This window comes from Comamonas kerstersii, assembly GCF_002056725.1.
Lineage (GTDB): Bacteria > Pseudomonadota > Gammaproteobacteria > Burkholderiales > Burkholderiaceae_C > Comamonas > Comamonas kerstersii.
Genome location: NZ_CP020121.1, coordinates 1,678,305 through 1,703,850 on the forward strand (window position 1 = coordinate 1,678,305; position 25,546 = coordinate 1,703,850).

General features: G+C 60.7%; 33 protein-coding genes. 32 read left to right on the forward strand and 1 reads right to left on the reverse strand.

The window, feature by feature from the left end:
• Positions 1 to 190: 190 nt before the first annotated feature.
• The 31 genes from B5M06_RS07785 (at position 191) to tatC (ending at position 22,493) form a co-directional block, all read left to right on the forward strand.
• Entirely contained in the window at positions 191 to 997 is an 807-nt protein-coding gene (locus B5M06_RS07785) for an amino acid ABC transporter substrate-binding protein (protein ID WP_054067335.1), read from the forward strand.
• Between the two features lie 141 nt (positions 998 to 1,138).
• Positions 1,139 to 1,792: an amino acid ABC transporter permease gene (locus B5M06_RS07790; protein WP_054067413.1), complete on the forward strand. Its 654-nt coding sequence runs from the start codon at positions 1,139 to 1,141 to the stop codon at positions 1,790 to 1,792.
• Positions 1,773 to 2,549 (forward strand): amino acid ABC transporter ATP-binding protein, encoded by a 777-nt coding sequence (locus B5M06_RS07795; RefSeq protein ID WP_275886666.1) that lies wholly within the window; start codon positions 1,773 to 1,775, stop codon positions 2,547 to 2,549. The genes B5M06_RS07790 and B5M06_RS07795 overlap by 20 nt, the downstream gene beginning before the upstream one ends.
• A gap of 213 nt (positions 2,550 to 2,762) precedes the next feature.
• Entirely contained in the window at positions 2,763 to 3,569 is an 807-nt protein-coding gene (locus B5M06_RS07800) for an ABC transporter ATP-binding protein (protein WP_054067415.1), read from the forward strand.
• Positions 3,566 to 4,342, forward strand: coding sequence for a lipid asymmetry maintenance ABC transporter permease subunit MlaE (mlaE, locus tag B5M06_RS07805; protein ID WP_054067336.1), 777 nt, complete (start codon positions 3,566 to 3,568; stop codon positions 4,340 to 4,342). Before B5M06_RS07800 ends, mlaE begins: the two co-directional genes overlap by 4 nt.
• A gap of 27 nt (positions 4,343 to 4,369) precedes the next feature.
• Positions 4,370 to 4,834 carry an outer membrane lipid asymmetry maintenance protein MlaD gene (gene mlaD, locus B5M06_RS07810; protein WP_054067337.1) on the forward strand — a complete coding sequence of 155 codons (465 nt, stop codon included), beginning with the start codon at positions 4,370 to 4,372 and terminating at the stop codon, positions 4,832 to 4,834.
• Positions 4,835 to 4,858: 24 nt separating this feature from the next.
• Positions 4,859 to 5,608 (forward strand): MlaA family lipoprotein, encoded by a 750-nt coding sequence (locus B5M06_RS07815; protein WP_054067338.1) that lies wholly within the window; start codon positions 4,859 to 4,861, stop codon positions 5,606 to 5,608.
• Positions 5,609 to 5,649: 41 nt separating this feature from the next.
• Positions 5,650 to 6,288, forward strand: coding sequence for an MlaC/ttg2D family ABC transporter substrate-binding protein (locus tag B5M06_RS07820; RefSeq protein ID WP_054067339.1), 639 nt, complete (start codon positions 5,650 to 5,652; stop codon positions 6,286 to 6,288).
• Positions 6,289 to 6,296: 8 nt separating this feature from the next.
• The gene (locus B5M06_RS07825) at positions 6,297 to 6,599 is read left to right on the forward strand and encodes an STAS domain-containing protein (protein ID WP_054067340.1); all 303 of its coding nucleotides are present in this window, start codon (positions 6,297 to 6,299) and stop codon (positions 6,597 to 6,599) included.
• A 57-nt stretch (positions 6,600 to 6,656) separates the two neighbouring features.
• Positions 6,657 to 7,562 carry an ABC transporter ATP-binding protein gene (locus B5M06_RS07830; protein WP_054067341.1) on the forward strand — a complete coding sequence of 302 codons (906 nt, stop codon included), beginning with the start codon at positions 6,657 to 6,659 and terminating at the stop codon, positions 7,560 to 7,562.
• Positions 7,563 to 7,573: 11 nt separating this feature from the next.
• Positions 7,574 to 8,329 carry an ABC transporter permease gene (locus tag B5M06_RS07835; protein WP_054067416.1) on the forward strand — a complete coding sequence of 252 codons (756 nt, stop codon included), beginning with the start codon at positions 7,574 to 7,576 and terminating at the stop codon, positions 8,327 to 8,329.
• Between the two features lie 57 nt (positions 8,330 to 8,386).
• On the forward strand, positions 8,387 to 8,629 hold the full coding sequence (locus B5M06_RS07840) for a BolA family protein (protein ID WP_054067342.1): 243 nt from the start codon (positions 8,387 to 8,389) through the stop codon (positions 8,627 to 8,629).
• Between the two features lie 79 nt (positions 8,630 to 8,708).
• Positions 8,709 to 9,977, forward strand: a complete 1,269-nt coding sequence (murA, locus tag B5M06_RS07845; protein WP_054067343.1) for a UDP-N-acetylglucosamine 1-carboxyvinyltransferase — start codon at positions 8,709 to 8,711, stop codon at positions 9,975 to 9,977.
• A complete protein-coding gene (gene hisG / locus B5M06_RS07850; RefSeq protein WP_054067344.1) occupies positions 9,974 to 10,624 on the forward strand; it encodes an ATP phosphoribosyltransferase in 651 nt (216 codons plus the stop codon). The genes murA and hisG overlap by 4 nt, the downstream gene beginning before the upstream one ends.
• 33 nt (positions 10,625 to 10,657) lie before the next feature.
• Positions 10,658 to 11,974 carry a histidinol dehydrogenase gene (gene hisD, locus B5M06_RS07855; protein ID WP_054067345.1) on the forward strand — a complete coding sequence of 439 codons (1,317 nt, stop codon included), beginning with the start codon at positions 10,658 to 10,660 and terminating at the stop codon, positions 11,972 to 11,974.
• A gap of 134 nt (positions 11,975 to 12,108) precedes the next feature.
• Positions 12,109 to 12,381 (forward strand): hypothetical protein, encoded by a 273-nt coding sequence (locus B5M06_RS17420; protein ID WP_054067346.1) that lies wholly within the window; start codon positions 12,109 to 12,111, stop codon positions 12,379 to 12,381.
• A complete protein-coding gene (locus B5M06_RS17425; protein ID WP_054067347.1) occupies positions 12,378 to 12,821 on the forward strand; it encodes a PIN domain-containing protein in 444 nt (147 codons plus the stop codon). The genes B5M06_RS17420 and B5M06_RS17425 overlap by 4 nt, the downstream gene beginning before the upstream one ends.
• Positions 12,822 to 12,878: 57 nt before the next feature.
• Complete coding sequence (gene hisC / locus B5M06_RS07870; protein WP_054067348.1) at positions 12,879 to 13,997, forward strand: histidinol-phosphate transaminase; 1,119 nt, start codon at positions 12,879 to 12,881, stop codon at positions 13,995 to 13,997.
• Positions 13,994 to 14,629, forward strand: a complete 636-nt coding sequence (gene hisB, locus B5M06_RS07875) for an imidazoleglycerol-phosphate dehydratase HisB (RefSeq protein WP_054067349.1) — start codon at positions 13,994 to 13,996, stop codon at positions 14,627 to 14,629. The genes hisC and hisB overlap by 4 nt, the downstream gene beginning before the upstream one ends.
• Positions 14,630 to 14,712: 83 nt before the next feature.
• Positions 14,713 to 15,381 carry an imidazole glycerol phosphate synthase subunit HisH gene (hisH, locus tag B5M06_RS07880; RefSeq protein ID WP_054067350.1) on the forward strand — a complete coding sequence of 223 codons (669 nt, stop codon included), beginning with the start codon at positions 14,713 to 14,715 and terminating at the stop codon, positions 15,379 to 15,381.
• Positions 15,382 to 15,452: 71 nt separating this feature from the next.
• Entirely contained in the window at positions 15,453 to 16,208 is a 756-nt protein-coding gene (hisA, locus tag B5M06_RS07885; RefSeq protein WP_054067351.1) for a 1-(5-phosphoribosyl)-5-[(5-phosphoribosylamino)methylideneamino]imidazole-4-carboxamide isomerase, read from the forward strand.
• Entirely contained in the window at positions 16,205 to 17,056 is an 852-nt protein-coding gene (locus B5M06_RS07890; protein WP_054067352.1) for a D-hexose-6-phosphate mutarotase, read from the forward strand. Before hisA ends, B5M06_RS07890 begins: the two co-directional genes overlap by 4 nt.
• 48 nt (positions 17,057 to 17,104) lie before the next feature.
• Positions 17,105 to 17,905: an imidazole glycerol phosphate synthase subunit HisF gene (gene hisF, locus B5M06_RS07895; RefSeq protein ID WP_054067353.1), complete on the forward strand. Its 801-nt coding sequence runs from the start codon at positions 17,105 to 17,107 to the stop codon at positions 17,903 to 17,905.
• 100 nt (positions 17,906 to 18,005) lie between these two features.
• Entirely contained in the window at positions 18,006 to 18,401 is a 396-nt protein-coding gene (hisI, locus tag B5M06_RS07900; protein ID WP_282959013.1) for a phosphoribosyl-AMP cyclohydrolase, read from the forward strand.
• A gap of 5 nt (positions 18,402 to 18,406) precedes the next feature.
• Positions 18,407 to 18,802: a phosphoribosyl-ATP diphosphatase gene (locus tag B5M06_RS07905; protein ID WP_054067355.1), complete on the forward strand. Its 396-nt coding sequence runs from the start codon at positions 18,407 to 18,409 to the stop codon at positions 18,800 to 18,802.
• Positions 18,799 to 19,191 carry a DUF4870 family protein gene (locus B5M06_RS07910; RefSeq protein ID WP_054067356.1) on the forward strand — a complete coding sequence of 131 codons (393 nt, stop codon included), beginning with the start codon at positions 18,799 to 18,801 and terminating at the stop codon, positions 19,189 to 19,191. Before B5M06_RS07905 ends, B5M06_RS07910 begins: the two co-directional genes overlap by 4 nt.
• A 37-nt stretch (positions 19,192 to 19,228) precedes the next feature.
• Positions 19,229 to 20,263, forward strand: coding sequence for a patatin-like phospholipase family protein (locus B5M06_RS07915; RefSeq protein ID WP_114070957.1), 1,035 nt, complete (start codon positions 19,229 to 19,231; stop codon positions 20,261 to 20,263).
• 81 nt (positions 20,264 to 20,344) lie between these two features.
• A complete protein-coding gene (locus B5M06_RS07920) occupies positions 20,345 to 20,722 on the forward strand; it encodes a histidine triad nucleotide-binding protein (RefSeq protein WP_054067358.1) in 378 nt (125 codons plus the stop codon).
• A gap of 101 nt (positions 20,723 to 20,823) precedes the next feature.
• Positions 20,824 to 21,060 carry a Sec-independent protein translocase subunit TatA gene (gene tatA, locus B5M06_RS07925; protein WP_054067359.1) on the forward strand — a complete coding sequence of 79 codons (237 nt, stop codon included), beginning with the start codon at positions 20,824 to 20,826 and terminating at the stop codon, positions 21,058 to 21,060.
• Between the two features lie 40 nt (positions 21,061 to 21,100).
• The gene (tatB, locus tag B5M06_RS07930) at positions 21,101 to 21,604 is read left to right on the forward strand and encodes a Sec-independent protein translocase protein TatB (RefSeq protein ID WP_054067360.1); all 504 of its coding nucleotides are present in this window, start codon (positions 21,101 to 21,103) and stop codon (positions 21,602 to 21,604) included.
• Positions 21,605 to 21,704: 100 nt separating this feature from the next.
• Positions 21,705 to 22,493, forward strand: a complete 789-nt coding sequence (gene tatC, locus B5M06_RS07935) for a twin-arginine translocase subunit TatC (RefSeq protein WP_054067361.1) — start codon at positions 21,705 to 21,707, stop codon at positions 22,491 to 22,493.
• Positions 22,494 to 22,673: 180 nt separating this feature from the next.
• Here tatC and B5M06_RS07940 read toward each other — a convergent pair whose 3' ends face one another.
• Entirely contained in the window at positions 22,674 to 23,828 is a 1,155-nt protein-coding gene (locus B5M06_RS07940; protein ID WP_054067362.1) for a S1C family serine protease, read from the reverse strand.
• Positions 23,829 to 24,207: 379 nt separating this feature from the next.
• Here B5M06_RS07940 and B5M06_RS07945 point away from each other — a divergent pair, with 379 nt between their 5' ends.
• Positions 24,208 to 25,536, forward strand: a complete 1,329-nt coding sequence (locus tag B5M06_RS07945) for an MFS transporter (protein WP_054067417.1) — start codon at positions 24,208 to 24,210, stop codon at positions 25,534 to 25,536.
• The last annotated feature ends 10 nt before the right edge of the window (positions 25,537 to 25,546 follow it).

Sequence of the window (25,546 nt, forward strand, 5' to 3'; positions counted from 1 at the left end):
ATGCAGCAAACCAGTAGCAACCGAGGTCTGTCTGCGCGACAATACCGGATTCAGCCACAGCGGCATACAGCACCTAGGGTTTCCCAGCGTGCCATGCCCATGTGGGGCTGCGGCCCGTCGTGATGTGCATCACATGCCCCGTGTTGCGCTCTGGCAGGCCTGACCAGTTTTTCCACCTCAATTTGAAGCCATGAAAAAACGTACCCTTCTTGCATCGTTGGCACTGACCGCCATCCTCGCTGCGTGCGGCAAGTCTGAACCTGCTGCTACCGCGCAAGCGCCTGAAGCAGCCCCCGCTCCTGTGGCTGTGACCAAGATTGTGGTCGGTCTGGATGACAATTTCCCCCCCATGGGCTTCCGCGACGAGAAGAACGAGCTGGTCGGATTTGACATCGATATGGCCAAGGAAGCGACCAAGCGCCTGGGCATGGAAGTGGAATTCAAGCCCATTGACTGGAGCGCCAAGGAAGCCGAACTCAATGGCAAGCGCATCGACGTGCTGTGGAATGGCCTGACCATCCTGGAGTCGCGCAAGCAGCACATCGCCTTTACCGATCCCTACATGGCTAACCGCCAGATCATCATCGTCAAGGCTGGCTCTGACATCGCCGACAAGGCGGGTCTGGCTGGCAAGGTGGTGGGTGTGCAAGAGTCTTCTTCAGCCGTTGATGCGATGAAGAAGGAAGAGGCCGTGTTCAACACCTTCAAGGATTTCAAGCAGTTTGGTGACAACATCACTGCCCTGATGGACCTGGAAGCTGGTCGTCTGGACGCTGTGGTGGTGGACGAAGTGGTGGGCCGTTTTCACGTGGCCAAGAAGCCTGGCGCCTATGTGGTGCTGGAAGAGAACTTCGGCACGGAAGACTACGGCGTGGGCTTCCGCAAGGAAGACACAGAACTGCTGAACAAGGTGAACCAGGTGCTGAAGGACATGAAAGCAGACGGCGCTGCTGCTGAAATTTCCAAGAAGTGGTTTGGTGAAAACATTGTCAAGTAAGCTTCGCGCTTGAGCACACACCGGCGTAGCCCGCCTTGGCTACGCCGGTGTTTTTTGTTGGCATAGCACGCAGCTGATGCAACGGTGCGCCGCAAGGCGCCTGCGACACCCGTTCAAGCGGTCGCGCTGAAGGCCTTTTTCATGGATTACGCTCTCTCTCTTTTAGGGCCACTGTCGCAAGGCGCGATTGTGACCCTTCAACTCTTCGCCATAACGCTGGTGCTGTCCATTCCGCTGGGACTGGCGCTGGCGCTGGTGCGCCTGTCCCGCTTTGCCGGGCTGCGTGCGCTGGTCGGTGGCTATATCTGGCTGATGCGCGGCACGCCGCTGATGCTGCAGATGCTGTTCATCTACTTTGCGCTGCCCTTTGTGCCAGTCATCGGGATTCGCTTTGACGACTTCCCTGCGGCTATCGTGGCGTTCACGCTGAACTATGCCGCCTACTTTGCGGAAATCTTCCGCGCTGGTATTCAGTCGATTGACCGCGGCCAGTATGAAGGAGCCAAGGTACTGGGTCTGTCCTATGCCCAGACCATGCGCCGTATTGTGATTCCACAGGTGTGGCCCCGCATCCTGCCACCCCTGTCCAACGAAACCATTACCCTGGTCAAGGACACGTCCCTGATCTACGTGCTGGCCCTGAACGACCTGCTGCGCATGGCGCGCGGCATTGTGCAGCGCGACTTTACGACCACGCCTTTCATCGTGGCCGCAGCCTTCTATCTTGTCATGACCCTGGTGCTGACCTGGGGCTTTCAGTATCTCGAGAAACGCTATGCCAAGTACGACGCCTGATGTGATGATCTCCGCCAAGGACATCCACAAGGCCTTTGGCGGCAACGAAGTGCTGCGCGGCGTCTCGCTGGAGCTGCTGCGCGGTGAGGTGGTGGCAGTCATTGGCCCCTCGGGCTCGGGCAAGAGCACTTTTTTGCGTTGCCTGAACCACCTGGAAACCATTGACCGCGGCAGCATCCAGATTGAAGGCGAAGTGCTGGCGCAAAACGATGCCAGCGGCAAGGCGCAGTATGTGCCGGAGGCACAGATTCGCCAGATCGGCCGCAAGATGGGCATGGTGTTCCAGTCCTTCAACCTGTTCCCGCACCTGACGGTGCTGGAAAACCTGATTGAAGCTCCCATGCTGGTCAAGAAGATGAAGCGCGAAGAGATCGTGCCCAAGGCCGAGTCGCTGCTGGCCAAGGTGGGCCTGTCGGCCAAGCGCGATGCCTACCCCAATCGCCTCTCGGGCGGCCAGAAGCAGCGTGTGGCGATTGCGCGCGCGCTGTGCATGGACCCGGACATCATGCTGTTTGACGAGCCCACTTCGGCGCTCGACCCGGAGCTGACCGGCGAAGTGCTGCGCACCATGCGCGAGCTGGCCGACGAGCACATGACCATGCTGGTCGTGACCCACGAAATGGGCTTTGCCCGCGAAGTGGCCAACCGTGTGATCTTCATGGATGGCGGCCACATCGTGGAGCAGGGTCCATCGGCAGCCTTCTTTGCCAACCCGCAGCACGAGCGCACCAAGGCCTTCCTGCACAACATGTTGTAAAAAAACTGCAGTGCATGTTGTGGGTTATGGCATGAAATTGCGGGAAAGCCTTGCACAATAAGCGCTACAAGCTATGCTTTTTGTTGCGTCTGCATGGCATCGTGCGGTGCCTTACCCTTATGGCTGCGCCAGCTGTCAGGCTTTTGGGCCGCTTGGGCAGATAGCTTGTCTGCACAATAACGGTTTTCCGGTTTTTTGAAAGATCTGCCCCACATGCCTACCCCCGAAGCTCTGGTGGAGTTGCGCAACGTCACCTTCGGGTATGGCGAACGCATCGTCCTGCATGACATTTCCCTGCAGGTGCCACGCGGCAAGGTCACGGCATTGATGGGCGCATCGGGTGGTGGCAAGACCACGGTGCTGCGCCTCATTGGTGGGCAGAACAAGGCGCAGCAGGGCCAGGTGCTGGTCAATGGGCAAGACGTTGGCCATATGGATGCCAAGCAGCTGTATGCCATGCGCCGCCGCATGGGCATGCTGTTCCAGTTCGGCGCGCTGTTTACGGACATGAGCGTGTTCGACAACGTGGCCTTCCCGCTGCGCGAGCACACCAAACTGCCTGAAGACATGATCCGCGACATCGTGCTCATGAAGCTGCATGCCGTGGGTCTGCGCGGGGCGCGTGACCTCATGCCCAGCCAGGTCTCGGGCGGCATGGCCCGCCGTGTGGCGCTGGCTCGCGCGATTGCGCTGGACCCTGAACTCATCATGTACGACGAGCCCTTTGCCGGGCTGGACCCGATTTCGCTGGGCACTGCCGCGCGCCTGATTCGCACGCTCAATGATGCGCTGGGCCTGACCAGTATTCTGGTGTCGCACGACCTGGAAGAAACCTTCCATGTGGCAGACCACGTGGTGATTCTGGGCGCAGGCGGCATCGCCGCACAGGGCTCGCCCGAGGAAGTGCGCGCCAATCCTGATCCGCTGGTGCAGCAGTTCATTCACGCACGACCCAACGGGCCTGTGCCTTTCCATTACCCGGCCCCCAGCCTGGAGCAAGACTTTGGAGGCCAGGCATGAAGGCATTGGCTGCAATTGGTTTCTGGACGCGCTGCCAGCTGGCCGCGCTGGGGCAGGCGACGCGACTGTTCGCCCGCCTGCTGGGCATGCTGCCTGCCACGCTGGCACGCCTGCGCCTGCTGAGTGACCAGATCCACTTTCTGGGCAACTATTCGCTGGCCATCATTGCGGTGTCGGGCCTGTTCGTGGGCTTTGTGCTGGGCCTGCAGGGCTACTACACCCTGCAGCGCTATGGCTCGGCCGAGGCGCTGGGGCTGCTGGTGGCACTGTCCTTGCTGCGAGAACTCGGCCCCGTGGTCACGGCACTGCTGTTTGCCGGCCGCGCGGGGACGGCGCTGACCGCAGAAATTGGCCTGATGAAGGCGGGAGAACAGCTCTCCGCCATGGAAATGATGGCCGTAGACCCGGTCAAGCGCATTCTGGCGCCCCGCTTCTGGGCGGGAGTGATTGCCATGCCGCTGCTGGCAGCGGTCTTCAGTGCCGTGGGCATCATTGGCGGCTGGCTGGTCGGCGTGGTCATGATCGGTGTGGACGGCGGTGCCTTCTGGGGGCAGATGCAGTCCGGGGTCGACTGGTGGTATGACCTGGGCAACGGCGTGATCAAGAGCATCGTCTTCGGTGTGGCCGTGACCTTTGTGGCCCTGTACCAGGGCTATACCGCCAAGCCCACGCCCGAAGGAGTGTCACGCGCCACCACGCGTACGGTGGTGGTGGCTTCGCTGGCCGTGCTGGCGCTGGACTTTTTGCTCACCGCTTCGATGTTCAGCATCTGAGGCGCGAAGGATTCATAAGGACGAGAGATGCAAACCTCCAAAAACGATGTATGGGTGGGGCTGTTCGTGCTGATCGGCGCTGTGGCGCTGGTATTTCTGGCACTGCAGTCGGCCAACTTGCTGAGCCTGAGTTTTCAGGACACCTACAAGATCACGGCGCGCTTTGACAATATCGGCGGCCTCAAGCCCAAGGCGGCGGTCAAGAGCGCCGGTGTGGTGGTCGGGCGCGTAGAAAGCATCACTTTTGATGATCAGACCTTCCAGGCCACCGTACAGATGGCGCTGGAAAAGCGCTACGCCTTCCCCAAGGACAGCTCGCTCAAGATTCTGACCAGCGGCTTGCTCGGTGACCAGTACATCGGCATCGAGGCAGGTGCTGAGGATGGCAATCTGGTCAATGGCGACCGTATCACCGCCACGCAGTCTGCCGTGGTGTTGGAAAATCTGATTGGCCAATTCCTCTATAACAAGGCGGAAGAGGGCGGCAAGTAACCAGGCTTACAAAGGTAGAGTACCATGCGTTTTTCTCATTTTTCTCTGAAGCCTCAACTGCGCACCGCAGGCGTGGGTGCAGTTCTGGTAGGCAGCCTGGTACTGACTGGCTGTGCCTCTACACAGGCAACGCATCCTCAGGACCCTTTCGAGGGCTACAACCGCGCCATGACCACGTTCAATGACAATGTGGACAAGGCCATTCTCAAGCCCGTGGCAACCGGCTACCAGACCGTGGTGCCAAGCCCTGTGCGCACCGGCGTGACCAATTTCTTTGGCAACCTGGGCGACCTGTGGACCATGGTGAACTTTGCGCTGCAGGGCAATGGTGCTCAGGCGTATGACCACATGGTGCGTTTCTCCACCAATACCGTGCTCGGCTTCGGTGGTCTGCTGGACATTGCCAGCCAGATGCAGGTCAAGCGTGACAAGCAGGACTTCGGTCTGACTCTGGGGCACTGGGGCGTCAAGCCCGGACCTTATCTGGTCTTGCCTCTGCTCGGTCCTTCGACCGTGCGTGATACCGTCGCCTTGCCTGCCGACTGGTGGGGCCACCCCATGGACAGCGTGCACCCTGTGTCCACCCGCAACAGTCTGCTGGGTCTGCGCATCGTGAATACCCGTGCCAACTTGCTCAATGCGACCGATACGCTGGACGTAGCCTCGCTGGACCGCTATGCGCTGATGCGTGACTTCTATCTGAAGCAGCGAGATGTGGCGGGCAAGAACGTCAATGATGAAAACGCCGGTCGTGTAGAGAGCTACGAAGACTGAGCCATGCCGGGGCGCAGCCCCGGCGCGAGAAAGGAATGTCTATGATGCAACGTCGCACCCTTGCGGCCTGGATGCTGGCCACATCGGCCATGTGGATGGCAGGCCCTGTGGGCGCTCAGGCAGCCGTGGAAACACCGGATGCACTGGTCAAGCGCCTGTCGGCCGATGTGCTGGAAACCATCAAGGCCGATCCCGAGCTGCGCAACGGCAATATCGCCCGCATTTCGCAGCTGGTGGACACCGTGGTCATGCCCCATGTGAACTTCCGCAAGATGACTTCTGCGGCAGTGGGCCCCATGTGGCGCCAGGCGACCCATGAGCAGCGCGAACGCCTGCAGCAGGAGTTCAAGAACATGCTGATCCGCACCTATGCCGGTGCGCTCAAGCAGGTCAGTGATGAGCGTGTGGAGGTCAAGCCCTTGCGTGCAGCACCCGGCGACACCGATGTGCTGGTACGCACCGAGGTGATTGGCAAGGGCGAGCCCGTGCAGCTGGACTTCCGTGTGGAAAACGGCGACGGCAAGGGCTGGAAGATCTACAACATGAACGTGCTGGGCGTGTGGATGGTGGAAACCTATCGCACGCAGTTCGCCCAGGAGCTGAACAAGGGCGGTATCGACGGCCTGATTCAGGCCCTGGCCAACCGCACGATGGCTGTGGAAGCCAAGAACGCGAAGTAAAGCCTGTCATGAGTCACACGATTGCACTGCCTGCCGTATTGACCGCGGATACCGTGGCTGCCATCCGCACCCAGTTGCTGCAGACCATGCAGGCGCAGCCCTCTGGTGCGGCGCTGGCGCTGGATGCGTCCGGCGTGCAGTCCTTTGACTCGGCAGGGCTGGCGTTGCTGCTGGCCTGCCGCCGTGCAGCCCAAAAGCGGCAGCAAAGCCTGCGCGTACTGGGCTGGACAGACAGCCTGCGTTCGCTGGCCCAGGTCTATGGCGTCATGCCCCTGCTGGACCCTGAAGCTGCCACTGCAGCCGCTGTCTGATCTGCAAAACCGTGCCCATGCTGGCTTACCCCGGGGGCCTTAGAATGTCGGGTTCCCATGCCAGCTGTCTCCATCCAATCTGTCTCCAAGACTTACACCAGCTCCAAAGGTGATTTTCAGGCACTCCAGAATGTGAGCCTGGACATTGCCGAGGGCGAGTTCTTCGGTCTGCTCGGCCCCAATGGCGCGGGCAAAACTACCCTCATCAGCCTGCTTGCCGGTCTGACCAAGGCCAGCAGTGGCCGTATCACGGTCATGGGCAAGGACGTGCAAAAAGACTTTGCCGCCGCGCGCAAGCAGTTGGGCGTGGTGCCGCAGGAACTGGTGTTTGACCCCTTCTTCAACGTGCGCGAGACGCTGCGCATCCAGTCCGGCTATTTCGGCGTCAGGAACAATGACGCCTGGATTGACGAGCTGCTGGAAAGCCTGGGGCTGGCCGACAAGGCGCACGCCAACATGCGCCAGCTCTCGGGCGGCATGAAGCGCCGCGTGCTGGTGGCGCAGGCGCTGGTGCACAAGCCGCCCATCATCGTGCTCGATGAACCCACGGCCGGTGTGGATGTGGAGCTGCGCCAGACGCTGTGGCACTTCATCAGCAAGCTCAACAAGCAGGGCCACACGGTCTTGCTGACCACGCACTACCTCGAAGAAGCCGAGGCGCTGTGCAACCGCATTGCCATGCTCAAGCACGGGCATGTGGTGGCGCTGGATGACACCTCCAACCTGCTCAAGACGGCTTCGTCCAATGTGCTGCAGTTCAAGACCGACAGCGTGCTGCCTGAATCGATAGCAGGCCAGGCCCGTGTGACGGGCCGTGTCGTGCAATTGCCCGCACAAGGCCCTGCCGATATCGAACGTTTTCTGGCCGCCCTGCGTGAGGCCAATGTGGTGATGGAAGACATGGAAATCCGCCGCGCCGAACTCGAAGACGTGTTCTTGCAAGTGATGCAGGGGGCTGCATGATGTTCCCGCAGATGCAAGGCTGGACTTCGCTGTTCTACAAGGAAATTCTGCGGTTCTGGAAGGTGAGCTTCCAGACCGTGGCTGCGCCCGTGATGACGGCCGTGCTCTACCTGCTGATCTTTGGCCATGTGCTTGAAGACCATGTGCAGGTGTTCGATGGCGTCAGCTACACGGCCTTTCTGGTGCCGGGGCTGGTGATGATGAGCGTGCTGCAGAACGCCTTTGCCAACAGCTCATCCAGCCTGGTGCAGAGCAAGATCATGGGCAGTGTGGTGTTCATTTTGCTCGCGCCGCTGTCGCACTGGGCCTGGTTTGCGGCCTATGTGGGTTCGTCCATCGTGCGCGGTCTGGTGGTGGGGCTGGGCGTGTACATCGTCACCCTGTTTTTCACGCCACCCGTGGCGGCCGCGCCGGCATGGATCGTGGTGTTTGCCTTCCTGGGCGCAGCACTGCTGGGCACGCTGGGCCTGATTGCTGGTCTGTGGGCCGACAAGTTCGACCAGATGGCGGCCTTTCAGAACTTTTTGATCATGCCCATGACGTTTCTGTCGGGCGTGTTCTATTCTATCCAGTCCTTGCCGTCTTTCTGGCAGCAGGTCAGCCACCTGAATCCGTTTTTCTACATGATTGATGGCTTCAGATACGGCTTTTTTGGCCAGAGCGATGTCTCCCCCTGGGTGAGCCTGGCTATCGTCGGCGTGGCATGGCTGCTCGTCAGTGGCGTGGCCATTCATCTGCTGCGCATTGGCTACAAAATCCGCCATTAAAGAAACATCCTCGATGGAGAAGATGTGCTGCGCCTGTGTCGCAGCACCAAGAACATAATGACTGCTGATCAACTCGAATCCATTATTCGCGCAGGTTTGCACTGCGAGCATCTGGCTGTGGAAGGGGATGGCCGCCATTGGTTTGCCACGATTGTCTCGCCAGAGTTCGAAGGCAAGCGCCTGCTGGCGCGTCAGCGTCTGGTCTATGCCACCCTGGGCGAGCGTATCAAGACCGATGAGGTGCATGCCTTGTCCATGAAGACTTTCACGCCTGCCGAGTGGGCGGACAAAGCGGTCTAAAAAATCATAGCTATCAGCGCTTGATCCATAAGGGTTTGAGCCTGATTTCATTCATATTTCGATTCAAGGCTCCAACGCCATGGACAAACTTCTGATTCGCGGCGGCCGCAGCCTGCACGGTGAGGTGCTGATTTCCGGTGCAAAGAATGCGGCCCTGCCTGAGCTGTGCGCTGCACTGCTGTCGGCCGAGCCCGTGACCCTGCACAACGTGCCTCGTCTGCAGGACGTGGCTACCATGCTCAAGCTCATTCGTAACATGGGTGTGAGCGCCGAGCGTGATGACAATGGCACCGTCAAACTCGATGCCGGTGCGCTGAACAATCCCGAAGCCCCTTACGAGCTGGTCAAGACCATGCGCGCTTCGGTGCTGGCGCTCGGTCCCCTGCTGGCGCGCTTTGGCCGCGCCAAGGTGTCGCTGCCCGGCGGCTGCGCGATCGGTTCGCGCCCGGTGGACCAGCACATCAAGGGTCTGCAGGCCATGGGAGCCATCATCACGGTCGAGAACGGCTACATGAACGCCAGCCTGCCCGAAGGCTGGACGCGCCTGAAGGGTGCGCGTATCACCACCGACATGGTGACGGTGACGGGCACGGAAAACTTTCTGATGGCAGCGGCCCTGGCCGAAGGCGAAACTGTGCTGGAAAACGCCGCCATGGAGCCCGAGATCACTGATCTGGCCGAAATGCTGATCAAGATGGGCGCCAGGATTGAAGGCCACGGCACCAGCCGCATCGTGATTCAGGGCGTCGAAGCGCTGCACGGCTGCGAGCATGCCGTGGTGGCTGACCGCATTGAAGCCGGTACCTTCCTGTGCGCCGTGGCGGCTACGGGTGGCGAGGCCTTCCTGCGCCATGGCCGTGCCGACCATCTGGGTGCCGTGATCGACAAGCTGGTCGATGCTGGTGCGCAGGTGACGGCCGAAGACGGCGGCATCCGCATCCGCAGCGAAGGCAAGCTCAAGGCCCAGAGCTTTCGCACCACGGAATACCCCGGTTTCCCCACCGACATGCAGGCGCAGTTCATGGCGCTGAACTTGGTGGCGGAAGGCACCAGCGTGGTCACCGAGACCATCTTTGAAAACCGCTTCATGCACGTCAATGAGATGCTGCGCCTGGGTGCGCAGATCAGCACCGATGGCCGCGTGGCGACGGTGGAAGGTGGCAAGCCCCTGTCGGGTGCGACGGTGATGGCGACCGACTTGCGTGCGTCTGCGAGTTTGGTGATTGCAGGCCTCGTGGCCAAGGGAGAGACCATGGTGGACCGCATTTACCACCTGGATCGCGGCTACGATCGCATGGAAGCCAAGCTGCGTGGCTTGGGCGCAGATATTGAAAGAATCTCGCAATGAGCATCACCATTGCCCTGTCCAAGGGCCGTATCTTTGAAGAAACCGTGCCGCTGCTGGCCGCTGCAGGCATTGAAGTCACCGAAGACGTTGAAAAATCCCGCAAGCTGATTTTTGACACCAACCAGCCTGACGTGCGCGTGGTGCTGGTGCGCGCCTCCGACGTGCCGGTGTACGTGCAGTACGGCGGTGCCGACCTGGGCGTGTCGGGTCTCGATTCGCTGATCGAACACGGCGGCCAGGGCCTGTACCAGCCGCTGGACCTGCAGATTGCCAAGTGCCGCGTCAGCGTGGCCGTGCGCAATGGCTTTGACTATGCGCATGCCGTCAAGCAGGGTGCACGCCTGAAGGTCGCCACCAAGTACCCCACGATTGCGCGCGAGTTCTTCGCCAAGAAGGGCGTGCACGTGGACATGATCAAGCTGTATGGCTCCATGGAGCTGGCACCGCTGACCGGCATGGCCGATGCCATCGTGGACCTGGTGTCCACCGGCAATACGCTCAAGGCCAACGATCTGGTCGAGGTGGAGCCCATCATGGACATCAGCTCGCGTCTGGTGGTCAACCAGGCCTCGCTCAAGCTCAAGCAAAAGCAGCTGCGCCACATCATTGATGTGTTTACGCAGGCCGTGCAAGCCAAGAACAAATAAGTTTTTTCTCCCACTGTTGAAGCAGTAAGTACTATGGAAATCGCAGCTAAACCCCTCCGTCTGTCCACCGCGGATGCCAATTTCGAACATGATTTTGCGCAACGCCTGCATTGGTCGGCCGATACGGACGCTGCGATCGAGCAGCGCGTGGCTGACATCCTGGCCGACGTGCAGCAGCGCGGCGATGCTGCCGTGCTGGAGTACACCGCGCGCTTTGACGGCCTGCAGGTGGACAGCGTCCAGGCGCTGGAGCTGACGCAGACCGAGCTCAAGGCAGCTTTTGACAGCCTGGGTGACGCGCAAAAGCAGGCACTGGAAGCCGCTGCCAAGCGCGTGCGCAGCTATCACGAAGCCCAGAAAAAGGCCAATGGCGAGAGCTGGAGCTACCGTGACGAAGACGGCACCCTGCTGGGCCAGAAGGTGACGCCGCTGGACCGCGTGGGCATCTATGTGCCCGGTGGCAAGGCGGCGTACCCTTCGAGCGTGCTGATGAACGCCATCCCCGCGCAAGTCGCTGGCGTGCCTGAGATCATCATGGTCGTGCCTACGCCGCGCGGCGAGAAAAACCCGCTGGTGCTGGCTGCCGCCTATGTGGCTGGCGTGCACCGCGCCTTCACCATTGGTGGTGCGCAGGCGGTGGCGGCGCTGGCTTACGGTACGGCGACCGTGCCCAAGGTGGACAAGATCACCGGCCCCGGCAATGCCTATGTGGCCAGCGCCAAGAAGCGCGTGTTTGGCCTGGTGGGCATCGACATGATTGCTGGCCCTTCGGAAATTCTGGTGCTGGCCGATGGCACGACACCGCCTGAGTGGGTGGCCATGGACTTGTTCAGCCAGGCTGAGCACGACGAGCTGGCGCAATCCATTTTGCTCAGCCCTGATGCCGCCTATCTGGACGCTGTGCAGCGCGAGATTGACCGCCTGCTGCCCGAAATGCCCCGCAAGGACATCATCGCCAAGAGCCTGAACGGCCGCGGCGCCTTGATTCTGACGCGCAGCATGGAAGAGGCTTGCGCCATCTCCAACCGCATCGCGCCCGAGCACCTGGAAGTCTCCAGCAATGATCCGCACAAGTGGGAGCCGCTGCTCAAGCACGCCGGTGCCATCTTTTTGGGTGCCTACACCAGCGAATCGCTGGGTGACTACTGTGCAGGCCCCAACCACGTGCTGCCCACCAGTGGCACAGCGCGTTTTTCCTCGCCGCTGGGGGTGTATGACTTCCAGAAGCGCAGCTCCATCATTGAAGTGAGCGAAGCCGGTGCCCAGGTGTTGGGCAAGATTGCCGCAGAACTCGCCTATGGCGAAGGTCTGCAGGGCCACGCCCGCGCTGCGGAAATGCGTCTGAAGTAAACGCGTTTCAATGCATATCAAGCCGCTGTACTCGCAAGAGTCAGCGGCTTTTTTGTGCGTGTGGCTATGCAGGCCATCGCACACGAAGATGACACGAATTTAGTGTCACACGAAATTCGTGTAGACTGGCTGGCATGAAAAACGTCACCATTACCGTGGAAGACAGCGTGCTGGAATGGGCACGTATCGAGGCAGCACGGCGCGGCACCAGCGTCTCGCGCATGCTGGGTGACTTCATGGCCGAGATGCAGCGCCGCGAGGACGCCTACGAGCGTGCCTACCTGGCCTGGCGCACCGATGAGCGCACTTGGCAAGCCGCTTCCCAGGCCACAAAAACCGTAGCGCGTAGCGCAGCTGGCAAGCGCTCTAAAGGCCAGAAAACCTCTGAACAGGAAGCGGCCGCATGAACCCCGTGTTTGTAGATACCTCGGTCCTGATTGCTGCCGAAGATACGGGCAATGGCGCGCTGTATGCATCAGTGCTGGCCTGGCTCGATGTGCTGTGGCGCACCCGCACCGGGCGCACGGCCAACCAGTCGCTGGTGGAGTTCTACGACCAGGTCACGACGGATGCCCAGCCCATGTCGCAGGGCGATGCGCGAGCCGCCATCCGCCGCTACCAGACCTGGAACCCCTGGAAAACCGATGCCGCCACGCTGGAAACCGCGTGGGCCGTGCAGGCGCGCCATGCCCTGCCATTTGCGGATTGCCTGGCTGTAGCCTGCGCCCAGCACAGCGGCTGTGAACATATGCTGACCCTGCATCTGCCGCATGGCGCCCAGTATGGCGGAGTGACCATGGTGCACCCGCTGCAGATGGCGCCGCAAACCGAATCTGAAGGTGCCTGAGCCCACAACGAGTGCCCCCGCATCTGCCCGAGTGAAGCTTTTGAAAGTGTGAATTCCATGTCAGTCTCTCCCACCCAAGCCAAAGCACTGGAGCGCATTCGCGCCGATGTGCGCGCCATGTCCGCCTACCACGTGCAGCCCTCGCAAGGCCTGCTGAAGATGGACACCATGGAGAACCCCTTCCGCCTGCCGCTGGCGCTGCAAAAGGCACTGGGCGAGCGTCTGGGGGCGCTGGAAATCAACCGCTATCCCGGCGAGCGCCTCGAGGTGCTCAAGCAGATGCTCAGCGACTACGCCGGGGCACCCGAAGGCAGCGCCGTGCTGCTGGGCAATGGCTCGGACGAAATCATCACGCTGCTGGCGCTGGCCACCGCGCAGCCCACAGCAAACGGCCGCGCGAAGATGATCGCGCCCATGCCGGGCTTTGTGATGTATCCGCTGTCGGCACAGCTGCAGGGCCTGGACTTTGTGGCTGTGCAGCTGACCGAAGACTTTGACCTGGACGTGCCCGCCATGCTGGCCGCGATTGCCGAGCACCAGCCTGCGGTGACCTATATCGCCTACCCCAACAACCCCACCGCCACGCTGTGGGATGAAGACAAGGTGCAGGCCGTGATTGACGCCGTGGGCGAAGTCGGTGGTCTGGTGGTCATGGATGAGGCTTACCAGCCCTTTGCCAGCCGCAGCTGGATCCAGCAGATGAAGGCTCACCCCGAGCGCAATGGCCACGTGCTGCTGATGCGCACGCTCTCCAAGTTCGGCTTGGCCGGTGCGCGCTTGGGTTACCTGATTGGGCCTGAAGCCATCGTCAACGAACTCGACAAGGTGCGCCCCCCTTACAACATCAGCGTGCTCAACTGCGAGACCGCCATTTTTGCGCTGGAGCATGCCGAGCTGTACGCCGACCAGGCCGCCGCGATCCGTGCGGAACGCCAGCCCCTGATCGATGCCCTGCAGGCACTCGATGGCGTAGACAAGGTCTGGCCCTCCGAAGCCAATATGGTGCTGGTGCGCGTGCGTGATGCAGGCAAGGCACAGGCCGAGATGAAGGCGCGCGGCGTGCTGGTGAAAAACGTTTCGGCCATGCACCCGTTGCTGGCCAATTGCCTGCGCCTGACCGTAGGCACAGCCGAAGAAAATGCCCAGATGTTGGCAGCTATGAAGGAGTCTTTATGAGCAATGCATTGATCCCCTCCACCGCCGCCGCAGCAGACACCACTGCACGTGTGGCGGAAGTCCAGCGCAACACCGCTGAAACGCGGGTGCAGGTGCGCGTCAATCTGGACGGCACCGGCAAGGCACGTCTGAATTCCGGCATTGGCTTTCTGGACCACATGCTGGACCAGATCGCCCGTCACGGCCTGATTGACCTGGAAGTGGAATGCGCAGGCGATCTGCACATTGATGGCCACCACACCGTGGAAGACATTGGTATTACCCTCGGCCAGGCCTTTGCCAAGGCCGTGGGCGACAAAAAGGGCATCCGCCGCTACGGCCATGCCTATGTGCCGCTGGATGAAGCGCTTTCCCGCGTGGTCATTGACTTCTCTGGCCGCCCCGGCCTGCATATGGACTGCAAGTTCACTGCTGGCAGCATTGGTCAGCTGGACACCCAGCTGGTGTTCGAGTTCTTCCAGGGCTTTGTGAACCACGCAGGCGTGACCCTGCACATCGACAACCTCAAGGGCTTTAATGCCCACCACCAGTGCGAGACCATCTTCAAGGCCTTTGCCCGTGCCCTGCGCTTTGCGCTGGAGCGTGATGAGCGCATGGCGGGTGTCGTGCCCTCCACCAAGGGCAGTCTGTAAAAAGTGAAGCAGCTGGCGCTTGCAGGCACACGCTTTGCATGCGCCAGGGCTTTGAAACCCAGTAAATACAAGCGCAAGGTGCTATGAGTTCTGTGAACAATACCGTGGCCGTGGTGGACTATGAGATGGGCAATCTGCGCTCCGTCTCCCAGGCGGTGATGACGGCAGCCCAGGGCACGGATGTGAGGGTCATCGTCACGCAAGACCCGGCGCAAGTCCGTGCTGCCAGCCGTATCGTGCTGCCCGGCCAGGGCGCCATGCGCGACTGCATGGCCGCGCTGCAGGCCTCGGGCCTCAAAGAAGCCGTGCTTGAAGCCGCTGCCATCAAACCGCTGTTTGGCGTGTGCGTGGGCATGCAGATGCTGCTGGACCACAGCGAAGAGGGCGATACCGCTTCGCTGGGCCTGATTCCTGGCCGCGTCAAGCGCTTTGAGCTGGCAGGCCGCACCCAGCCCGATGGCAGCCGCTACAAGGTGCCGCAGATGGGCTGGAACCAGGTCTTCCCTACATCGCCCAATGGCGTGCGCCACCCCATGTGGGAAGGTATTCCGGACGGCGCGTACTTCTACTTTGTGCACAGCTTCTATGCCCAGCCTGCAGACCCCGTGCATTGCGCGGCGGAAACGGACTATGGCGGAAGGTTTGCATCTGCGGTAGCACGCGATAAGATTTTTGCTACGCAGTTCCACCCCGAGAAAAGTGCGGATCATGGGCTTGCGCTCTACCGCAATTTCTTACACTGGAATCCTTAAGGTTTCGCTTTTTCTTCAACCGTGGCCGCACCACCCTTCGGCCCATTCTCAGGCAAAGTCCCTCGCACATCATGCTGCTGATTCCCGCCATCGACCTCAAAGACGGCCAATGCGTCCGCCTCAAACAAGGTGACATGGACCAATCCACCACATTCGGCGATCCTGCCGAGATGGCACGCCGCTGGCTGGATGCCGGTGCTCGCCGCCTGCACCTGGTGGACCTGAACGGTGCTTTTGCGGGCCAGCCCAAGAATCTGGCGGCCATCAAAGCCATCCTGAAGGAAGTGAATGGGGAAATCCCCGTCCAGCTCGGCGGTGGTATCCGTGATCTGGACACGATTGAGCGCTACATCGACATTGGCATGGAGTACATCATCATCGGCACAGCTGCCGTGAAGAACCCCGGCTTCCTGCAAGATGCCTGTACTGCCTTTGCTGGGCACATCATCGTGGGCCTGGACGCCAAGGACGGCAAAGTCGCCATTGACGGCTGGAGCAAGCTGACCGGTCAGGACGTGATTCCCACCGCCAAGCGCTTTGAAGACTGGGGTGTGGACTCCATCATCTACACCGACATTGGCCGTGACGGCATGCTCTCGGGCATCAACATCGACGCCACCGTCAAGCTCGCGCAGTCCGTGCGCATTCCCGTGATTGCCTCCGGCGGTCTGGCCAGCATCAAGGACATCGAAGCCCTGTGCGCCGTGCAGGACGAAGGCATTGAAGGCGTGATCTGCGGTCGCGCCATCTACACCGGTGATCTGGACTTTGCCGAAGGCCAGAAGCTGGCCGACAAGCTCTCCGGCTACGAAGACGAAGAGGCATGACCCAGCCCCAAGCCGCGCGTGAAGTCTGGCGCGGCCTTGCCTGCACGCGCATCACCTTGCCCAATGGCGACAGCGTGCGGGTGTCGGACTTTGGTGCCCAGGTGCTGTCATGGCGCAGCCGTGGACATGAGCGCATGTTCTGCTCCGAGCGTGCCGTGGTGGATGGCAGCGCTGCCATCCGCGGCGGCGTGCCCGTGTGCTTTCCCCAGTTCAATGCGCGTGGCCCCCTGCCCAAGCATGGTCTGGCGCGCCGCACCACCTGGCAGTATCAGAGTGCCGAGGTGCAGGGCGAAGCCATCACCGCCCGCTGGCAGTGGGATGCAGCCGCGCCCCTGCACACAGATTTTCCGCATGCCTTGCGCGCCGAGTTGGCCGTGACCTTATCTGCGGATCAGCTGCAGATCACGCTGTCGGCCACCAACACGGGCGATACCGCCTTTGCCTTTACCGGCGCGCTGCACACCTATCTGGTCGTGCAGGGCGCGGATATGGCTGCGCTGCATGGCCTGGAAGGTGCAGCCTTCTGGGATGCTGCAAAAGGCTTTGCACCTGCGGTCCAGCAAGGTGCTGTGGCGCTGGGCGAAGAGGTGGACCGCGTCTATGCCCGCAGCAGCCAGCCGCTGGAGCTGTGCGATGCCGCTGGCAGGCTGTGCATCAGTCAGGACGCTGCATGGCCGGAAACCGTGGTCTGGAACCCCGGCCCCGCCCTGTGCATCAGCCTTGGCGATATGCAGCCCACAGACTGGATGCGCATGCTGTGCGTGGAAGCGGCAGCGATCAACCAGCCGGTGGCACTGCACCCCGGCCAGCACTGGCAGGCTGCACAAATCCTGCAGGTCGTGGGCTGAATGCCTGCGTTCTGCACCTGATGTTCAACCGATAGAAAACGCTTTTTCATGCTCGCCAAACGCATCATTCCCTGTCTGGACGTTACCGGTGGTCGCGTCGTCAAAGGCGTCAATTTTCTGGAGCTGCGCGATGCAGGCGACCCGGTCGAAATCGCCGCGCGCTACAACGCACAGGGTGCGGACGAGCTGACCTTTCTGGACATCACCGCCACCAGCGATGGGCGCGATCTGATCCTGCCCATCATTGAAGCCGTGGCCTCGCAGGTGTTCATTCCGCTGACCGTGGGTGGTGGCGTGCGCACCGTGGAAGATGTGCGCCGCCTGCTCAATGCTGGGGCGGACAAGACCAGCTTTAACTCGGCTGCCATTGCCAATCCCTCGACCATCAATGCCTGCAGCGACAAATACGGCTCGCAATGCATTGTGGTGGCCATCGACGCCAAGTGCCGCACGCCGGAGGACGAGCAGCGCATTGGGCCCGGCGGCACGCCCATGGGCCCGGGCTGGGATGTGTACAGCCACGGAGGCCGCAAGAACGTAGGGCTGGATGTGATCCGCTGGGCCGAAGAAATGGCGCAGCGCGGCGCCGGTGAAATTCTGCTGACCAGCATGGACAAGGACGGCACCAAGAGCGGCTTTGACCTGCAGCTCACGCGTGCCGTGAGCGATGCCGTGGGCGTGCCTGTGATCGCCTCCGGCGGCGTGGGCAATCTGGACCATCTGGCCGATGGTGTGCAGCAGGGCGGTGCGGACGCGGTGCTGGCTGCCAGCATCTTCCACTACGGCGAATACACCATTGCGCAGGCCAAGGAGCGCATGCGCGAGCGCGGCATTCCCGTGCGACTTTGAAAGTATTGAGAGCGGCTTGCGCAGGCTCCAAGCGGCTTTCCGAATGTTTTCTATTTGAAAGTGGCTGTTTGCCTGCGCTGGCAGCTATCAAAAAAGCAGGATGCCTATGAGCTGGCTTGATCAAGTCAAATGGGATGCGCAGGGCCTGGTGCCCGTGATCGCACAGGAACAAAGCACGGGCGATGTGGTGATGTTCGCCTGGATGAACCGCGAAGCGCTGGAAAAAACCGCAGCCATCGGCCGCGCCGTGTATTTCAGCCGCTCGCGCAACAAGCTGTGGTTCAAGGGCGAAGAGTCCGGCCACGTGCAGACTGTGCATGAAATCCGCATCGACTGCGACAACGATGTGGTGCTGCTCAAAATCACCCAGCAGGGGCACGAGCCCGGCATTGCCTGCCACACCGGCCGCCACTCGTGCTTCTACAGCGTGCTCAAGGACGGACAGTGGGTCGCCATCGACCCTGTCTTGAAAGATCCCGCATCCATCTACAAATAAACACCATGTCTGAACAAAACTCCGCGTCGGTTGAAGGCGCACTGGCCCGTCTGGCCGCTGTCATTGAAAGCCGCAAAGCCATCAACGGTGGCGATCCTGAGAAAAGCTATGTCTCCCGTCTGCTGCACAAGGGGCCGGATGCCTTCCTGAAAAAAGTGGGCGAAGAGGCCACCGAAGTCGTCATGGCGGCCAAGGACGTTGACCATGGTGCTGACAAAGGAAAACTCCTTTATGAAGTTGCGGATTTGTGGTTTCACTCCATGATTGCACTGTCGTACTATGGGCTCACGCCCGCCGACGTGGTGGCCGAGCTGGAACGCCGTGAAGGCACCAGTGGTCTGGAAGAAAAAGCATTGCGCAAAGCCAAGGAAAGGGCCGCGCAGGAAGGAAATGCCGAGTGAACGATGACATTGTCGAAGTCCGCGCCGTAGATCAGGCCACGCTCGATGGGCTCAAGGCCTGGGGCTGGGTCAGCTATATCCTGCACCTGATTGTGGCGCTGGCCGTGGTCATTCCAGGTGCACAGGTCAGCGTGCTCATACTGGCTGTCGCGCTGGTGATCGACCTGGTCAAGCGCTCGGATGCTCAGGGTACCTGGCATGCCTCCCACTTCTCGTGGCGCCTGCGCAGTGTGATCTGGGCGGGCATTCTGTATATCGTGACCGCACCACTGTGGCTGCTGTTTATCTTCCCGGGCTGGATTGCGTGGTGCGTGATCTCCATCTGGTTCCTGTATCGCATCGTGCGCGGCATGATTGCCATGAACAAGCAGGAACCCCTGCCTGTATAAGCTGACGCATCACTGCCAGCCATAGCCCATGACCCAGATGCCCCCTGCAGCCTCGCCTCGGCGCCTGAATCTGGCACTTCAGGGCGGTGGCTCGCATGGGGCTTTTACCTGGGGCGTGCTCGATGCCCTGCTCGAAGACGGCGGTTTCGCCTTTCCCGGCATCAGTGGCACCAGTGCCGGGGCCATGAATGCGGTGGCGCTGGCCCAGGGCTTTGCTGCCGCGGCGCTGGAGCATCCGGATGACCCGCAGGCACGCCACAGTCTGGGCTGTGTGCTGGCACGTGCAGCGCTCAAAAAACTCTGGGAAGGGGTTGGTGCCATGGGCGTGTTCACACTGGGCGTGCCGGTGGCGAACAACCCGCTCATGAACCTCATGAGCCAGTTCCTCTCGCCCTATCAGACCAATCCGCTGGACATCAACCCGCTGCGCAAGCTGCTCGAGCGCGTGGTGGACTTTGACATGCTCGCTCAGGTCTGGGGGCAGGAAGGCATGCCCAAGCTGTTTGTCTGTGCCACCAATGTGCGCACGGGCAAGGGCGAAATCTTCAGCGAGCAGCGCATCAGTGCCGATGCCATCATGGCCTCAGCCTGCCTGCCACAGCTGTACCAGGCCGTGGAAATTGACGGTGAGTATTACTGGGACGGCGGCTTTTCCGGTAACCCGGCCCTGTACCCGCTGATCTACCGCACCGACTGCAGCGACATGCTGCTGGTGCAGATCAACCCGATTGAGTCGCCTGACCTGCCAGACACGGCCAGCGATATTGCCGAGCGCATGAACGAAGTCATGTTCAACGCTGGCCTGCTGGGCGAGCTGCGCGCCATTGACTTTGTGCGCCGCCTGCTGGCCGAAGGCAAGCTGGACCCCCAACGCTACAAAAGCGTGCTCATGCACCGCATTGACGGTGGTGCGGCCCTGGCCCGTTTTGGTGCAGCCAGCAAGTCGCGCGTGGACATGGGATTATTGCAGCAGCTGTTTGCACTGGGGCGCAGGCAGGGGCAGCAGTGGGCGCAGGACCACCGCAATGACGTGGGCGTGCGCCAGACGCTGCAGATTGTGGACAATCCATAGTTCGCCAGCTCTGCGACGCGCATAGACTGGCATGCCTTTTGAAGCCTTTTGCTACGAATAACAACGACTGTTTGCTCTGCCATGACTGATCACTCGCATACTGCGCACGACCCCAACTGCATTTTCTGCAAGATCATTGCGGGCCAGATTCCCAGCCGCAAGCTGTATGAGGACGAAGACGTCTTCGCCTTTCACGACATCAACCCCGCAGCGCCCGTGCACTTCATGATCGTGCCCAAGAAGCACATTGCTTCCATGGCCCATGTGACCGAGGCCGATCAGGCACTGCTGGGCAAGATCATGCTGCTTGCGCCCAAGCTGGCCATGCAGCAGGGCTGCAACCCTTATCCTGCCGGAGGCTTTCGCATCATGGTCAATACTGGTGAGGAAGGTGGGCAGGAAGTGCACCACCTGCACGTGCACGTCATGGGCGGCCCCCGCCCCTGGAAGCGCGGCTGACAATGGATGGGGACGTGAAAGGCTGTGCAAGTTAAGGCCATCTGAGGCGCTATGGCGCGGCGTCACGTCTAAAATGACTCGTATTCGTTAGGAGAAATCTCATGGGATCGTTTTCTGTTTGGCACTGGCTGATTGTTCTGCTCATCGTGGTGCTGGTGTTCGGCACCAAGAAGCTCAAGAACCTGGGTAGCGACCTGGGTGGCGCCGTCAAGGGTTTCAAGGACGGCATGAAGGACGGCAGCACGCCTGAAGCCGCTGCGGAAAAGACCGCAGTGACCGATCAGAGCAAGGCTGACGACAAGACCACGATCGACGTTGACGCCAAGCAAAAGAGCTGATGTATCAGCATGGCAGCAAGCACCTGCATAGGGCGTTGGCATGATTGATATCGGTATCTCCAAGCTGGCACTGATCGGCGCTGTGGCCCTGGTGGTCATTGGTCCCGAGAAGCTGCCGCGCGTGGCCCGCACGGTCGGCACGCTGCTGGGCAAGGCCCAGCGCTATGTGGCGGACGTGAAGGCGGAAGTCAATCGCTCCATGGAGCTCGACGAGCTCAAGAAGATGAAGGAGTCGATGGAGTCCGCTGCCCGTGATGTGGAGCAGTCGGTGCAAAGCACCACGAGCAGTCTGGAAAAGGACTGGCGTGATGCCACCGATTTCGAGTCGGCATACAGCAGCAGCGATTCCAGCACTTCAGCCAGCGACTACAGCAGCTACGAAAGCAGTAGCCGCAGCGCAGTGACGCCGGCCTACAAGCATCCGGGCAAGAACTTCCGCCTCAAGCGCACGGCCGTGCCACGCTGGTACAAGGCGCGCTCCGGGCTGCGCACCCATGTGCAGTCAGGTGCTGCGCGAGTGGCGCGCTTCAGACCGAAGCGCTGAGGCTGATCTCCCACAGCACGGCGCCTGCAGCTAGCGGCCCGTGCTGGTGCTTTTCTCTTGATCTGCAGGGCCTGATGATGGCCCGGTTCTTTTTTCGACCATGTCCAACAAATCCACCCAAGACGACGAGCTGGCCGGCACCGAGCAGCCCTTTGTGCAGCACCTGATGGAGCTGCGCGACCGCCTGCTGTACTGCATCTACGGCATTGCGCTGGCGGTGGCTGTGCTGGCCATCTGGCCTGGCCCCAATGGCTTGATCGACTTTATTGCCCAGCCCATCAAGGCACACATGCCGCCTGATGCCAAGCTGATTGCGGTGGGCGTGTTCTCGCCCTTCTTCGTGCCGCTGAAGGTGCTGATGATGGTGGGCATGCTGGCCGTGCTGCCATGGATCATGTACCAGCTGTGGGCTTTTGTGGCACCTGGTCTGTACAGCCATGAAAAGCGCTTTGCACTGCCGCTGATCACCTTTGGCAGCCTGCTGGCCTATGTGGGTATTGCCTTTGTGCAGTTCTTTGTGCTGGACAAGATGTTCGGCTTCATCCAGGGCTTTACGCCCGAGAGCGTGGCTGCGACGCCTGATATTGCCTCTTATGTGGAAGCGATTTTGTCGCTGTACCTGGCGTTTGGCCTGGCCTTCCAGGTGCCCATCGTGGTGATGCTGCTGGTGCGCTTTGGCATTGTGGAAATTGACAAGCTCAAGAGTTTCCGTGGCTACTTCATCGTGCTGGCCTTTGTGATTGCCGCCGTGGTGACGCCGCCCGATGTGATTTCGCAGCTGGCGCTGGCCGTGCCCATGTGCCTGCTGTATGAGGTGGGCATCATCGGGGCAGGCTGGTTTGCCAAGGTTGCCCGCAAGCCAGAGGATGAGGAAGCCGATCAGGCCTGATGCGCACATCCTGGCCAGAACCAAAAAATCCCGCAGCCCTTTAAAAGGCAGCGGGATTTTTTGTTGGTGGGTGATGGCTTTGAAAAAGAGAGCGGCTAGCGCTTGTCAATCAAGGTTTTCAATATGTTTTGTATTTGAAATCATTGATTTGCAAGCGCTGATAGCTCTCTTTTTTGATGCTTAACGGAGCTGGCGCATGCGTCGGGGGGCAGGGCGCTCGCTGGGCACGATGTTCAGCGTCATGCTCTGGCCGTTGCGCAAAATCTCAAAGTCCGCACGCTGGCCGGGCTGCAGAGAGGCAACCGCCGTCATCATCTCAGCCACATTGCGCACGCGCTGCTCATCCACCTGCACGATCACATCGCCCGGCAGCATGCCAGCACGTGCCGCAGGGCCACCCTGCAGTACGCCCGTGATGATGACGCCGGCATTTGCACCGGCTACGCCAAAGGTTTCAGCCAGTTCGGGCGAAAGCTCATTGGGCTCCACGCCAATCCAGCCGCGCGTGACCTTGCCATCCTTGACCAGGCCGTCCATGACGATCTTGGCTGTGGACACGGGAATGGCAAAGCCAATGCCCATGCTGCCGCCAGAGCGCGAGTAGATGGCGGTGTTGATGCCCAGCAGATTGCCTTCCACATCCACCAGCGCGCCGCCGGAGTTGCCGGGGTTGATGGCGGCATCGGTCTGGATGAAGTTTTCAAAGGTGTTGATGCCCAGCTCGCTGCGGCCCAGCGCACTGATGATGCCGCTGGTCACCGTCTGCCCCACGCCAAAGGGGTTGCCAATGGCCAGCACGGTGTCGCCCACCACGGCATGGTCGGAGTTGCCCAGCACGATGACGGGCAGCTTGTCCAGTTCGATCTTGAGCACGGCCAGGTCGGTTTCTGGGTCGGTGCCCACGATGCGTGCTTCTGCAATGCGGCTGTCGGCCAGGGTGACGGTGATCTGATCCGCGCCTTCGACCACGTGGTTGTTGGTCAGGATATAGCCGTCCGGGCTCACGATCACGCCGCTACCCAGTCCGGTCTGCTGCTGGGTGCCGATCTGGTCACCAAAGAAGAAATGGAACCAGGGGTCGTTCAGGTGCGGGCTGCGCACCTCCTTGCTGGTGTTGATGCTGACCACGGCAGGCATGGCCTTCTGGGCGGCAGCCGCCAGGCTGCCGGGGACAAACTCTGTACGGGGTTCAGACGGCGCTTCCAGCAAGGCAATGCCGGCACGGCTCATGGTGGAGCCATGGCGCAGCCAGCCTGGCTGCAGCGTGGCAACAATGAAATAGGCCGCCAGCAGCACGGTGACGGCCTGTGAAAACAACAGCCAGTAACGCTTCATAGAAATGAGAAAAAGAGGGGAGACAAAGGGGGAGGCAAGCAAAGGCTGACAGCGTAAGCCGAAATGTATTTCCTGTCAGAAATGCAGGCAGTCTGTGTCTTGGCAAGACATCGTAAAAAGAGATGGATAAAGAGTTTTTGGAGATGCCTCGTCGTTAAAAACGATGTTTGCCAGGAAGGGTATTGGTGCAAACCCTAGAATGCTTGCATTGACTGCGCCACACGGTGTTCGTTCTTGGGCTGGCACACCCGCCAGATTCGAGAAAAACAAAGGCTTCATCACCGTGAAGTCCTGAAGAACAGTCCAGTCTGCCCTGAAGCACTTATCCGTTGCCGCGGCTCTCGCGCTGTCTGACCTTTTGAACTGGAAAGACAACCCCATGAGTAAGCATCCCAACGCCCAAGCCCATCAAGTGGCTGGCGGCGCCCACCATCGTCCCTTGAACCGTGACGATTACAAGACCTTGAGCCTGTCCGCACTGGGCGGCACGCTGGAGTTCTACGACTTCGTCGTTTTCGTTTTCTTTGCCAACGTCATTGGCGCGCTGTTTTTCCCGGCTGACATGCCGGAATGGATGCGCCAGCTGCAGACGCTGGGCATTTTCGCGGCTGGCTATCTGGCACGCCCCCTGGGCGGCATCATCATTGCGCACTATGGCGACAAGATTGGCCGCAAGAAGATGTTCTCGCTGTCCATCTTTCTGATGGCGGTGCCCACACTGGTCATTGGCCTGCTGCCTACCTATGAAACCATTGGCCTGGCCGCGCCCTTGCTGCTGCTGCTGATGCGCGTGCTGCAAGGCGCTGCGATTGGCGGTGAAATGCCTGGTGCCTGGGTGTTCGTTGCCGAGCACTCGCCTGCCAAGCACTATGGCCTGGCCATTGGTACGCTGACTTCCGGCATTACTGGCGGCATTTTCCTGGGCTCCATCTTTGGTGTGTGGCTCAACAGCACCTACAGCCAGGCAGAAATCCATGACTGGGCATGGCGCATTCCTTTTATTCTGGGTGGTGTGTTTGGCCTGGTGTCGGTGTATCTGCGCCGCTTCCTGCATGAAACGCCTCTGTTCCAGGATATGCAAAAGCGCAAGGCTGCGGATGCAGAACTGCCCTTGAAAACCATCTTGCGTGACCACAAGGAAGCCAGCTGGCTGGTGGCGCTGATGACCTGGGTGCTCTCGACAGGCGTGGTGGTGGTGGTGCTGATGGCGCCTGCCTACCTGCAGAAGGTGTTCCATATCGCTCCCGCCGAAGCCATGATGGCCAACGCAGTGGCGACCGTGACTCTGACCATTGGCTGCATCTTCTGGGGCTGGCTGTCTGACAAGATCGGCACCAAGCTGACCATGCTGTTCGGCTGGGGTGGCATGACGGTGACCGCCTATATCTTCTATCTGAACCTGCCTGGTGAATCGACCCTGGTGCTGCGCTATGCGCTGGTGGGCTTCTTTGTGGGTTCCATCTCGCTGCTGCCTGTAGTGGGTGTGCGTGCCTTCCCTGTGGCAGTGCGCTTTACCGGCCTGTCTTTCGCCTACAACATGGCCTACGCCGTCTTCGGTGGCCTGACCCCCTTGCTGGTGGCCAGCTGGCAGCAGGTGGACATCATGGCTCCTGCCCACTACGTGGCAGCCATGGGTATCCTGGGTGCTGCCATCGGCCTGTTCTGGCCCATCGCTTCCAAAGGCTGGCAGCCCAAGGTCAAGGCCTGATAGCGCCTTC

Excerpts from the sequence above, each read along its gene's own strand:
- B5M06_RS07905 (WP_054067355.1), top strand. The coding sequence starts at position 18,407 with ATGTCTGAACAAAACTCCGCGTCGGTTGAAGGCGCACTGGCCCGTCTG.
- B5M06_RS07815 (WP_054067338.1), top strand. The coding sequence starts at position 4,859 with ATGCGTTTTTCTCATTTTTCTCTGAAGCCTCAACTGCGCACCGCAGGC.
- B5M06_RS07915 (WP_114070957.1), top strand. The coding sequence starts at position 19,229 with ATGCCCCCTGCAGCCTCGCCTCGGCGCCTGAATCTGGCACTTCAGGGC.
- B5M06_RS07790 (WP_054067413.1), top strand. The coding sequence starts at position 1,139 with ATGGATTACGCTCTCTCTCTTTTAGGGCCACTGTCGCAAGGCGCGATT.
- B5M06_RS07890 (WP_054067352.1), top strand. The coding sequence starts at position 16,205 with ATGACCCAGCCCCAAGCCGCGCGTGAAGTCTGGCGCGGCCTTGCCTGC.
- hisC (WP_054067348.1), top strand. The coding sequence starts at position 12,879 with ATGTCAGTCTCTCCCACCCAAGCCAAAGCACTGGAGCGCATTCGCGCC.
- hisB (WP_054067349.1), top strand. The coding sequence starts at position 13,994 with ATGAGCAATGCATTGATCCCCTCCACCGCCGCCGCAGCAGACACCACT.
- B5M06_RS07830 (WP_054067341.1), top strand. The coding sequence starts at position 6,657 with ATGCCAGCTGTCTCCATCCAATCTGTCTCCAAGACTTACACCAGCTCC.
- hisH (WP_054067350.1), top strand. The coding sequence starts at position 14,713 with ATGAGTTCTGTGAACAATACCGTGGCCGTGGTGGACTATGAGATGGGC.
- B5M06_RS07835 (WP_054067416.1), top strand. The coding sequence starts at position 7,574 with ATGCAAGGCTGGACTTCGCTGTTCTACAAGGAAATTCTGCGGTTCTGG.
- B5M06_RS07785 (WP_054067335.1), top strand. The coding sequence starts at position 191 with ATGAAAAAACGTACCCTTCTTGCATCGTTGGCACTGACCGCCATCCTC.
- hisF (WP_054067353.1), top strand. The coding sequence starts at position 17,105 with ATGCTCGCCAAACGCATCATTCCCTGTCTGGACGTTACCGGTGGTCGC.
- B5M06_RS07825 (WP_054067340.1), top strand. The coding sequence starts at position 6,297 with ATGAGTCACACGATTGCACTGCCTGCCGTATTGACCGCGGATACCGTG.
- hisG (WP_054067344.1), top strand. The coding sequence starts at position 9,974 with ATGAGCATCACCATTGCCCTGTCCAAGGGCCGTATCTTTGAAGAAACC.
- B5M06_RS17425 (WP_054067347.1), top strand. The coding sequence starts at position 12,378 with ATGAACCCCGTGTTTGTAGATACCTCGGTCCTGATTGCTGCCGAAGAT.
- hisI (WP_282959013.1), top strand. The coding sequence starts at position 18,006 with ATGCCTATGAGCTGGCTTGATCAAGTCAAATGGGATGCGCAGGGCCTG.
- B5M06_RS07795 (WP_275886666.1), top strand. The coding sequence starts at position 1,773 with ATGCCAAGTACGACGCCTGATGTGATGATCTCCGCCAAGGACATCCAC.
- tatB (WP_054067360.1), top strand. The coding sequence starts at position 21,101 with ATGATTGATATCGGTATCTCCAAGCTGGCACTGATCGGCGCTGTGGCC.
- B5M06_RS07840 (WP_054067342.1), top strand. The coding sequence starts at position 8,387 with ATGACTGCTGATCAACTCGAATCCATTATTCGCGCAGGTTTGCACTGC.
- hisD (WP_054067345.1), top strand. The coding sequence starts at position 10,658 with ATGGAAATCGCAGCTAAACCCCTCCGTCTGTCCACCGCGGATGCCAAT.
- B5M06_RS07820 (WP_054067339.1), top strand. The coding sequence starts at position 5,650 with ATGATGCAACGTCGCACCCTTGCGGCCTGGATGCTGGCCACATCGGCC.
- mlaE (WP_054067336.1), top strand. The coding sequence starts at position 3,566 with ATGAAGGCATTGGCTGCAATTGGTTTCTGGACGCGCTGCCAGCTGGCC.
- murA (WP_054067343.1), top strand. The coding sequence starts at position 8,709 with ATGGACAAACTTCTGATTCGCGGCGGCCGCAGCCTGCACGGTGAGGTG.
- B5M06_RS07920 (WP_054067358.1), top strand. The coding sequence starts at position 20,345 with ATGACTGATCACTCGCATACTGCGCACGACCCCAACTGCATTTTCTGC.
- B5M06_RS07940 (WP_054067362.1), bottom strand. The coding sequence starts at position 23,828 with ATGAAGCGTTACTGGCTGTTGTTTTCACAGGCCGTCACCGTGCTGCTG.
- mlaD (WP_054067337.1), top strand. The coding sequence starts at position 4,370 with ATGCAAACCTCCAAAAACGATGTATGGGTGGGGCTGTTCGTGCTGATC.
- B5M06_RS07945 (WP_054067417.1), top strand. The coding sequence starts at position 24,208 with ATGAGTAAGCATCCCAACGCCCAAGCCCATCAAGTGGCTGGCGGCGCC.
- hisA (WP_054067351.1), top strand. The coding sequence starts at position 15,453 with ATGCTGCTGATTCCCGCCATCGACCTCAAAGACGGCCAATGCGTCCGC.
- tatC (WP_054067361.1), top strand. The coding sequence starts at position 21,705 with ATGTCCAACAAATCCACCCAAGACGACGAGCTGGCCGGCACCGAGCAG.
- B5M06_RS17420 (WP_054067346.1), top strand. The coding sequence starts at position 12,109 with ATGAAAAACGTCACCATTACCGTGGAAGACAGCGTGCTGGAATGGGCA.
- B5M06_RS07800 (WP_054067415.1), top strand. The coding sequence starts at position 2,763 with ATGCCTACCCCCGAAGCTCTGGTGGAGTTGCGCAACGTCACCTTCGGG.
- tatA (WP_054067359.1), top strand. The coding sequence starts at position 20,824 with ATGGGATCGTTTTCTGTTTGGCACTGGCTGATTGTTCTGCTCATCGTG.